The organism is Pseudodonghicola xiamenensis DSM 18339 (assembly GCF_000429365.1).
GTDB classification, from domain to species: Bacteria; Pseudomonadota; Alphaproteobacteria; order Rhodobacterales; family Rhodobacteraceae; genus Pseudodonghicola; species Pseudodonghicola xiamenensis.
This window is the reverse complement of the sequence record NZ_AUBS01000003.1, coordinates 259,879-269,965: the sequence shown is the minus strand read 5'-3', so window position 1 is coordinate 269,965 and position 10,087 is coordinate 259,879. Positions and strand designations below refer to the sequence as shown.

5 protein-coding genes are annotated in these 10,087 nt (G+C 68.4%); all 5 read right to left on the bottom strand.

Going from position 1 to position 10,087, the window contains the following annotated elements:
* Positions 1 to 271 precede the first annotated feature (271 nt).
* The 5 genes from G455_RS23470 to yaaA all read right to left on the bottom strand — a co-directional run bounded on the left by G455_RS23470 (position 272) and on the right by yaaA (position 10,085).
* Entirely contained in the window at positions 272 to 1,093 is an 822-nt protein-coding gene (locus tag G455_RS23470; protein WP_308434064.1) for a 2-keto-4-pentenoate hydratase, read from the bottom strand.
* A gap of 61 nt (positions 1,094 to 1,154) precedes the next feature.
* Complete coding sequence (gene pbpC, locus G455_RS0106325; RefSeq protein ID WP_028092923.1) at positions 1,155 to 3,206, bottom strand: penicillin-binding protein 1C; 2,052 nt, start codon at positions 3,204 to 3,206, stop codon at positions 1,155 to 1,157.
* Complete coding sequence (locus tag G455_RS0106320) at positions 3,199 to 3,759, bottom strand: putative glycolipid-binding domain-containing protein (protein ID WP_028092922.1); 561 nt, start codon at positions 3,757 to 3,759, stop codon at positions 3,199 to 3,201. The genes pbpC and G455_RS0106320 overlap by 8 nt, the downstream gene beginning before the upstream one ends.
* A complete protein-coding gene (locus tag G455_RS0106315) occupies positions 3,759 to 9,203 on the bottom strand; it encodes an alpha-2-macroglobulin family protein (protein ID WP_028092921.1) in 5,445 nt (1,814 codons plus the stop codon). The genes G455_RS0106320 and G455_RS0106315 overlap by 1 nt, the downstream gene beginning before the upstream one ends.
* 102 nt (positions 9,204 to 9,305) lie before the next feature.
* Positions 9,306 to 10,085, bottom strand: coding sequence for a peroxide stress protein YaaA (gene yaaA / locus G455_RS0106310; protein ID WP_028092920.1), 780 nt, complete (start codon positions 10,083 to 10,085; stop codon positions 9,306 to 9,308).
* Positions 10,086 to 10,087: the final 2 nt, after the last annotated feature.

Genomic DNA, 10,087 nt, shown 5'->3' with positions numbered 1-10,087 from the left:
GCGCCCTGCGCTTCCTGCCGCGGTCCCATCATTGCCATGCACTCCACTTGCCTCGCGGCAAGTGAATCAGCGCGCCGCCCGCCAGACAACCAGAGTTTTTCAACGGAATATCCCGCAAAGCCGACATCCGGGGTCGCGGCACACCATTGAAAATCTGCGGGTGCGCCACGACCTTCCGGCCCGGGCCGTGGCGGCGGCCTCTCAGGCGCTTGCGTCAGTTCAGCACCGCCGCCCCGGTCCCCGCTACTTGAACGTCACCCGCACCACCGGATCACCGGGCAGGCCGACATAGGTGACGCTGGCGCCGCCCTTGCCCTTGGCGGGGGGCATCAGCGGCCCGAAGGAGCCGACCGAGACCAGGATCGCCCGGCTTGAACTTCACCCCCTTGTCGCGCAGCCAGAGAACGGACTGCGCCGGATGCCCCAGCACCGCCGCGCCCGGGACATCGGCCAGAACCTCGCCATCCGCCGCGCGCAGCACCACCTGCATCGCGCCAAGCGCCTGGGCCATCACCGCCGGGTCGGTCACCGCGACCCCCTCGCCCATCACCCCATAGCGGGCGCCGACGCCCATGGCGGTCAGGGTGACGCCGTCGATCGTCTCGCCCTTCGCCAGCATCAGATCGGGCAGCTCGATAAAGGGGCGCACGGCGGCGACATGGACCATCACCTCATCCACCGTCTGCGCCGCGTTGATCGCCTCGTCGCCGACCTCAAGGATCAGGTCGGCCTCGAACACCGGCACGGCGCCCCAGGGCATAGCCACCTCGGCCCCGTCGGGCAGGATGGTGTCGTGATAGAGCACGCCCATCACCGGTTCACTCACACCGAAGCGTTCCTGCGCCGGTGCGCTGGTCAGCCCGGCCTTATAGCCCACGACCGGGCCCATCACGTCGGACAGCGCCAGGATCAGCTTGGCCTGTGAACAGATCGCATCGGCCATGTCGCCGCCCACCGCCAGCGCCTTGGCCGGGGACTTGGCGCCGAAGGCTTCGACAAAGGCGTCGATCTCTTCCTCCGAGGCACAGGCCGCCTGCGCCATCGGAGCCGCGAGGCAGAGGGTTGCGGCCAGTGTCCAGTTTGCGAAACGCATCGTCTCTCCTCCCACAGATGAGCTGACACCATCCTAGGTGCGCTCGCCAGTGGCGCAAGCGTTACTGCAATTCCACCGATACCCGCGATGATCGCCCCTCGCGATCCACCACGACCAATGTCGAAAACCCGCGGCCCGGTGCAGGAATGTCGAACTCCCGCCCGTAAATCCCGGTCTCCACCGCTGCCCCGTTGGCAAGCACGGTGAAGGGCGCGGCGCCACCGTTCAGCTTCAGCGTCAACCGCCCATCCCCCGGCGCCAGGCGGGCGCCATCGGGCGGAAAGGTCAGCTTCGGCCCCTCGCTTTGCACCACCTCGCCGCGCGGGCGATAGCGGCGCAGCGGTTGCGGCAGATTGGCGGTGGTGGTGATCACCGTGGCGGGCGGCGGTGGCGGCAGCGGGTCGAAGGCCGTTTTCAGCCGCCCGAAGGCCTCGAACAGCACCGGCGCCGCCAGCTCACCACCAAAGGCACCGGGCACCGGGGTGCCATCGGCCCGGCCCATCCAGACGCCGATCACATGCGCCCCGTCATAGCCCACCGCCCAGGCATCCCGATGGCCGTAAGACGTACCGGTCTTATAGGCCAGCACCCGTGCCGGCGCCCCGGGTGGCGGGGTCAGTCCGCGCAGGATGTCGCCCACCTGCCAGGCGGCGGTGTCCGAGATCACCCCAGCCCCCTCGGCCATCGGCTCCCCAGCCCGCCAACGCAGCAGGGGGCCCTGCCCGCCCTCGGCCAGCGCCGCATAAAGCTGCACCAGATCCTCCAGCGTCACGCCCACGCCCCCCAGCGCGATGGCCAGCCCGGGCGTACCGCCGGACAACTGCGGGTCGACCCCGGCGCGGCGCAGTGCCGCCATCACCCGCGCCGGGCCAAGATCACGGGTCAGCTTGACCACCGGAATGTTCAGCGACATCTGCAAGGCGTGGCGGATAGTGACATCGCCGCGATAGAGCCCGTCGAAATTGCGCGGTGCATAGCGGCCGAACATCACCGGCCCGTCATGAATCAGCGTTTCGGGATGCGCCAACCCCTGATCGAAGGCCAGCCCATAGACCACCGGCTTCAGCGTCGATCCGGGCGAACGGAGCGCAACCGTCATATCGACATAGCCCTGGCGCAGCCCGTCGCCATAACCCGCCGATCCGACCGAGGCGAGGATATCGCCGCTGCGGTGATCGGCCACCACCAGCGCGGCGGACACCTGCGGCCCGGCCTGTTCGGCCGCCTCGCGCAGCAAGGGTTCAAGCCGCGCCTGCAGATCGGCGTCCAACGTCAGATCGACCCGTCGCGCCAGCGGATCGGCGGCGTGGGCGCGATCGGCCAGATGCGGCGCCAGCATCGGAAAGGGTCGCATGGCGCGCGGCAGGGGGGCGCGGGCGGCGCCCTCCGCTTCCTCCGCGGTGATGACATGAGCGGCACGCATCCGCGCCAGCACCCGGTCGCGGGCGGCACGCGCCGCTTCCGGGTGGCGGTCGGGGCGGCGGGTTTCCGGTGCTTGCGGCAGGGCGACCAACAGCGCGGCCTCGGCCGGGGTCAGCCGGCCCGGTTCCTTGCCGAACCAGGCGAGCGTCGCGGCACGGATGCCTTCAATATTGCCACCATAGGGCGCGTGGGTCAGGTAAAGCGACAGGATCGACGCCTTGTCCAGCCGCCGTTCCAGCGCCAGCGCCACCCGGATTTGCCGCAGCTTGCCGGACCAGCGGCCGGTGCTGCCATCCTCCAGAAGGCGCGCCACCTGCATCGTCAGGGTGGAACCACCAGAGACCGCCCGCCCGTTCCAGAGCGCCTGCCCGACCGCGCGGATCATCGCCCGGGGATCGACGCCGGAATGGCGGGCAAAGCGCTTGTCCTCGTAAGCCATCAGCATGGCGACAAAGCGCGGATCGACGCCACCGGCCACGGGCGGCGACAGCCGCATCAGTCCGTCGGCCACCGGATAGGCACGCATCAGCCGCCCGTCCCTGTCCCGCACCTCGACCGAGGTCTCGGCCAGAACCGGCGGCAGATCGGTCGCCGCCACCCAGGCGTCGGCCCCGTCGCGCAGCAGTGCGCCTGCATAAAGCACCAGCGCCACCGCGATGAGCGTCCGCGCGAAGAGCGGCTTCCTAGGCATCGACCCAACCATCCCAGAGCGCGGGATAGCGGGTCACGAAGCCGCTCGGGTGGACCTCCAGCCGCGCCTGCATATTCTCTGTGGCGTAATCGACCGCCCCCTGCCCGCAGGAGGCATAGCTTTGGTTCAGACACTCCAGCCGATCGAGCCCCGGCACCAGCCAGGCCGCGCGCAGCCGCGACAGCTCGTCTGCCCCCGCGCCCAACCGCCGCAGCGGCAACATGTTGGTGGCCGGGGTGAAACAGAGGTCGATATCAACGCAGCCCGCCACCGCCGGCTGCAGCACATCATTCAGCCGCCAGCCCTCGGACCCCGACTGAATGCGCAGTTCCGCCGCCTCACCTTCGCGCTCGCCGGTGATATCGGCCGACAGCGTCTTCCAATCCGGCCCGCAGCGCACGGTATAAAGCACCGAATGCTCCACCCCCGCCTCGTGCCAATCGGCCTGGCCGGTCAGCAGCCAGCCCTGATCGGCGCGCGACAGGGTGCAGCGGTCGGTGCCGTCACCGTCAAGACGGCGCCAATGCGCCATGGCGACGGTGCGGCCCGGCATCACTCGCCCACCGTGATCTGACCGGTCGCGGTCCGTGCCCGGAAGGCCGGGCGATACATGTCCTCGACCGAGGCCGCCGGCTGGTGGAAGCTGCCGGGCGTCACCGCCCGCAGCACATAGGCCAGGGTGATCTTGTCCGGATCGCGCAGGTTCACCGCCGCCAGAAACCGATCCGAGCGGAATTCGGTATGATCGGCCTCGGACAGGGTCAGCCAATCCAGTGCCCCGACATCGCCCGAGCGCAGAAGCGCGGGGTTGTCGATCTCGAACCCCGCCGGCAGCGGATCATTGACCATCAGCCGCGCGCCCAGCTTTTCGACCGGCGTGACCTCAAGCACCGCGACGAAGCGGTCACCGACGTGGAAGGCGCTGCCCTCGATCGGCTTGCCCTCCATCGTAAAGAACCGCCGGGTGATGGCATAGCCGCTGCCGCCGGCCTCCGGCGCCACCTCGGGCACGCCGAGCGTGGTCAGCGTCAGGTCGGTGGTCGCGCCATCGGCGGCGGTGATGGTCTGGCCGCCCGCCCCGTCATCCGCCAGCCGGCGCACGAAGGGGCCGGCGACGGTCTGCCCGTCGACCAGCAGGCCAGAGACCTCAGGCGATTTCACCAGCGCATGGGCTGCCATCAGCGTCCAGACCGATTCCTGGGTGGATCGCTGATCACCGGCCTGCGCCACACGGGTGGCCAGCGCCGCCTGGTCCACCGCGGTACTACCGGCCTCGGCCGCCAGGGTCAGCACCGCGGCGGCATCGCGCAGCGGGCTGCCGTAATCGGCCTGCCAGAACCGGGTTTCCTGGGCCTTCTGCTGCGTCAGCAGGTTCCCTGCGCGTGCGAACATCACATCCGCACGCGGCTGATCGCCATAGGCCGCCAGTGCCGCGCCCAGTTGTGCCGCCGCCAAGGGCGTGCCGAAATCGCCGCCCTTCACATCGGCGTAATAGCGCAGATCGCCCATCGCCGCCGCGCCTTCGCGCGCCAGCACCATCAGCGCATAGGCGATATCGCCGCCGGCGTCGTCGGTGGCATCGAAATCGGGGGCATAGTTCACCCGGTTGCGCAGGTTGTCCAATGCCTGGGTAAAGGCGCGGTCAGGCACCGGATGCCCCTCGGCCCGGGCGCGGGACAGGAAATCGGTGACATAGGCATCGAGCCAGAAATCCCCCGATCCCGCCTGCCACAGGCCGAACGACCCGCCCGAGGCCTGACGGCTGAGAATGCGCGTCACCGCCTCGTCGATCCGCTTGTCGACCGCCGGGCCATTGCCCAGCCCCAGCGCATCGGCAACCGAGGACAGATAGAGAAGCGGCATCGCCTGGCTGGTCACCTGTTCGGTGCAGCCATAGGGGTAACGATCGAGCGTCGCCAACAGCCCCGGCACATCGAACCGCGCCAGCGGCCCGGCCGACAGGATCGCGCTGCCGGTGCCCGCGCGCAGGCCGGCAAAGACATCCTCGGTAAAGGCGAAACTCTGCCCGCCCTTGAGGGTGAAGCGGCGGGTCTGGGCGATCTCGGGATCATTGGCGCGCACCGGCAGCCGCAGGCTCTGGCTCAGCACCTGGCCGGCCGGGGTGGTCAGCGCCAGCTCGATCACCGGATCGCCGGCCCGGGTGGCGCGCACCGGGATGTCCAGCATCACCTTGCCGCCCTCGGTCAGGGTGAAAGGAGCCGGGTTGGCCCCAAGCGCGATGCCCTCGTCCTGAACGCTCAGCGCGACCGACGCCTCGCCAACAGGGCCATCGGCATGGGTAATGTCCAGATGCACCCGCGCCTCGTCTCCCGGGGCGAGGAATCGCGGCACGCTGGCCGTCACCACCACCGGGTCGCGCACGATCATGTCGAACTGCGCCTGACCCACTGCGTGATCGCTCCAGGCCACGGCCATCAGCCGCACGGTACCGTTGAAATCGGGCAGAGCGATATCGACATAGGCGGCGCCATCCTCGCCCACCTGCACCGGGCCGGAAAAGACCGCCATCAGATCCTGCGTCGGCGGCGGGCCTTGCAGCCCCGCCCCCATACCGGCATCGCCACCCGAGCGCACCGTGCCCATCGCCCCGTTCATCGGGTCGATCAGCCGGCCGTAGAGATCGCGCAGTTCCACCCCCAGGCGGCGCTGACCGAAGTAATAGGCCTGCGGATCCGGGCTCTTGAACCCGGTCAGGTTGAGGATGCCCACATCCACCGCCGCGAGCGTCAGCCAGGCCTCTTGCCCCGGTTTGACGCCGGCCACATCGACGCGCACCCGTTCGGTGCCGCGTGGGCGGGTCAGTTCAGGCGCGGCGATGGAAACCGCCAGCGCCTTGTCGCCGGGATCGACGGCGGCATGGGCCAGACCGATGGCCCGCGCCGGCATCTGGCCGGCGGCCACATCCATCGGTCGGATCACCGTTGCCGTCACATAGGCGCCTGTGCCCCAATCCGCCGTCACCGCCAACGGGATCACCGTTTCCCCCGCCGCGACCGTCACCGCCTGACGCGAGATCACCCGATCCGCCATCACCGTGATCAGCGCCGTGCCCGCCACGCGCGGCACGATCCTGAGCTGGGCCGTCTCCCCCACCGCGTAAGAGCTGCGATCCAGCGACAGATCCAGCCGATCCGGCGTGGTGGAGGCATCGCCCGAGACATACCAGCCGGCATAGAAATCGACCGAGGCAGCGGCATAATCGCTGCCGGTACGTTCCACCACCAGCTCGTATTGGCCCCAATCGACCGGATGGGCGATCTTCAACGGGCTATCGCCCAGCGTCGCATCACCGCTGGCGACGCGGCTGCGGCGGGTCACCGGCTCCCAATCCCAATTGCCGTAAAGCTGATACCATTGATACTGCGTCTCGACCCGGTTCAGCGTCCAATGCACCGCCATCGGCTCGGGCGTCAGGTCAGCGGACAGGCCGATCACCTCGAACCCCGCCTCGCTGCCTTCAGAGACCACATCGTCGAACAGCGGCTTGATGCCGATCACCGCGCTGTCGGGGCGCACCGGCACCGTCAGCCGCCGTTCCACCGGCCGGGCAGAGCCATCGGCGAGCCGCGCGATCACCTCGGCCTCAAGCGGCTGACCCTCGGCCTCGGGCCGCGGGATGTCGATACCGACATCGACCAGCCCCTTGGCATCGGTCTTCTCGCCACCGAAATAGCTGCTTTGCGGCCGGTTCTCGGCGTCATAGCGGCCAAAGCGATAGCCGGGCCACCCCTCGACGCTGCTGGCGGCGCGCAGGACCACCTGGCCCTCGACGCTCAGATCCGCGCCGGGAGCGCCGAAGAGATAGCGCGCCTCGATATGCAGCGGCGGGGTGTCGCCGGGGTGGAGGGCGTCATCGGCAAGGCTCAGCGCGAAGTCGATGCGTTCGGGCAGGAAATCCTCGACCAGTAAGGTCTGGACCGTCAGCGGCGCGGCTTCGGGATCGCTGCGCACCTCCAGCCGCCAACTGCCGCGCGGGGCGCTGGCACCGACCGGGAAGCTGAAGACATGGCCGCCCGCCTGGCCACCGTCCGAGATCTGGCGGCTGTATTCCACCCCGTCGGGGCGCGACAGGATGGCGATCAGCGGCAGACCGTCGATCGCCTGTGCGGTATCGTCCCGCGCCAGCACCGTGGCATTGATCACCTCGCCGGCGCGATAGGCGCCGCGATCGGTGGTCAGGAAAACGTCGATCGGCCCCGCCGGCGCCCGACCGGCGACACCGCGATCCGACAGATCGAAGGCCGGCTCGGTCAAAGACAGGAAGGCCATGTCCTCCTCCCCCTGCCGGGCCAGCACCAGCCCGGGCGCCGCGCCACCGGTGCCCCGCGCCAGCCCCGGCGCAAAGAGCGCGTGGCCAGAGGCATCGGTGACGGCGGTGCCCAGCACGCCATTGGCGCGCGAGATCAGGGTGACCTCGATCCCCGCGCGCGGCAGAGCGTCGGACAGCCCCTCGACCTGCACATGCAGCCCGTCGGCGCCCGACAGGGTGGAAAGCCCCAGGTCGGACAGCACGAACCACTGCGTCGCGCCCGGATTGTCGTAAGGATCGGCGCCCGGCACCTTGGCCACCAACGCATAGATCCCGGTCGGCTGACCGGCGATCGCCGCGCCCATCGGCAGGCGCGTCGTCATGTCCTGATTGAGGCTGTTCTGAACTTCACCCGTCCCCTTCCAGCTCTCCACCGCCAAACTGTCGGACAGCTCCTGCTGCTGCCACTGGCTCAGCGGGCGGGCGAAGAAATCGTCGCGAATGGCCCGGATCAGGTTGCGGTCGCTGACCCGGTAGAGCGTCAGGTCCAGCGTATCGACATTGACCGTCCGCACCGGCAGCGCCGCCTCGGCCGCCTTGGGAAGCACATAGGCGCGGCCAGGGAAGCGCACGCTCTGGCTGCGGTCGCGGACGTAATGGGTGATCTCGACATCCTTGGCCAGAACCTCCCCACTCGCCGCCGGCAACCCCTTGCGAAGGGTCACGACATAACGTTGGCCATGCTCCACCCCGTCGATGCAGAGCTGACTGTCCTTCGCCTCGACCACCAGGCCGGGGGTGGGCAGCTTGACGTAGGTTTCGTAATCCACCCCCGCCTGTACCAGCGGTTCCGAGAACTGGGCGCAGATGCGCGGCGCATCACTGTCGCTTTCGACCGTGGTATCGGTGACGCGGAAACCGTATTTGCCCACCGCCTCGTCCAGTGCGGCGAGAATGTCGGGGCGCGGCTGAATCTGGCTGGCCAGCCTGAGCGCGAACAGCGTATCGCGCCCGCGGCCCTGCCGCTCCAGCGCCTCAGCCAGCACCTGCAGCGCGGTCACCCGCGCCGGATCCTTTTCCGCCCGCAAATAGCCGTTGAGCGCGGCAAGCCCGGCGCGCCGATCGTAATCCTGCCGCAGGCTGTCCTTGCTGGTCCTGATAGCCAGCAGCAGCCGGCCATATTCGGTCCAAAGCGCGCCCTGATCGCTCAGCGCCACGGCGATGCCGGTCCAATTGGCGGCCTGGGCGGTATCCCCGGTGGTGCGCGCTGCATCCAAGGCGGCCTGCAATTCGATCCCGCCGGCGCGATGGGTCACGCCCAGGCTGCGCGCCTGGTCTCGCGCGCCGCCGAAATCATCGCTTTTCAGAAAGCTCAGCTCAGCCGCCCGCTTGGCGCCCAGCGTCATCACCTTGGCAGGCGTCACCACCTTTTCGGCCGAAAGCGCACCGACATAGGGTTTGCGCTCGCTCACCCCGTTCTTGGGGAAGCAGGCGTTCGACCGGGTGTTGAAGGTGAAGGCGGTGCAGCGGTCGTTCAGCGTGCAGGCCTTGAGGCAACTGTCCAGATCGGTGTCAAACAGCGCATCCAGATCGGAGCCATAGAAATCCATGTCGCCGGTGCCGATATAGCGGAAGGCCGGGATCGGAGGTTGCGCCTGCTGCGCCAGGGCAGCCCCAGCAAAGGCGATGAAAACAATCGAAAAAAACGCGCGCAGAAAACGATGCATGGAACCCTCCGTCCTGTGGCCGCAAGGGTCGCAGGACGGCGCGGGCTTTGCAAGGATTCCTCGCCGCTGGCGACAGGGCCGGCAGCGGACATTGGCCGGGATTTACTTCGAATTGGCCTCATAGGGGCGAATGAAAACAGGCTTGTCGGCCTCGGACAGATCGGGGCGATAGACATAGCCCCCGGTGTCGAAATCAATGATGCCGGCGGGATCGCTCAGCCGGTGCTGGATGATGAAGCGCGCCATCGCGCCTCGGGCCCGCTTGGCATAGAAGCTGACGATCTTCGGCCCGCCCTGCTTGTCCTCCATGAAGACCGGGGTGATCACCCTGAGCTTCAGCGCCGCCAAATCGACCGCGCCGAAATATTCCTGGCTGGCGCAGTTGATCAGCACATCCGCACCGACAGCCTTAGCCTGATCGTTCAGGGCCTTGGAAATCCTGTCACCCCACCAGTCATACAGCGACTTGCCGCGCGGTGTTTTCAGCCGGCTGCCCATCTCCAGCCGATAGGGCTGGATCGCATCGCGCGGGCGCAACACGCCATAGAGCCCCGACAGGATGCGCAGATGGTCCTGCGCCCAATCCATTTCCTCGGGATCGAGCGAGGCGGCCTCAAGCCCCTGATAGGTGTCGCCGGCAAAGGCCAGCGCGGCGGGACGGGTCAGATCGGCGGCGGGCGTATCCTGGAAATCGCGGAACCGGTCGCGGTTCAACCGGGCCAGATCGGGGCTAATCTTCATCAGCTTCTGCAGATCTTCCGCGCTCAGCCCACGCGCCACTTGGGCCAGCGCCGCCGCCTCGGCCGGAAAGGCAGGCTCCGTCGTCTCGAGATCGCGTTCCGCCCAGTCCAGCTTCTTTGCCGGAGAGATCACCACCAACATGC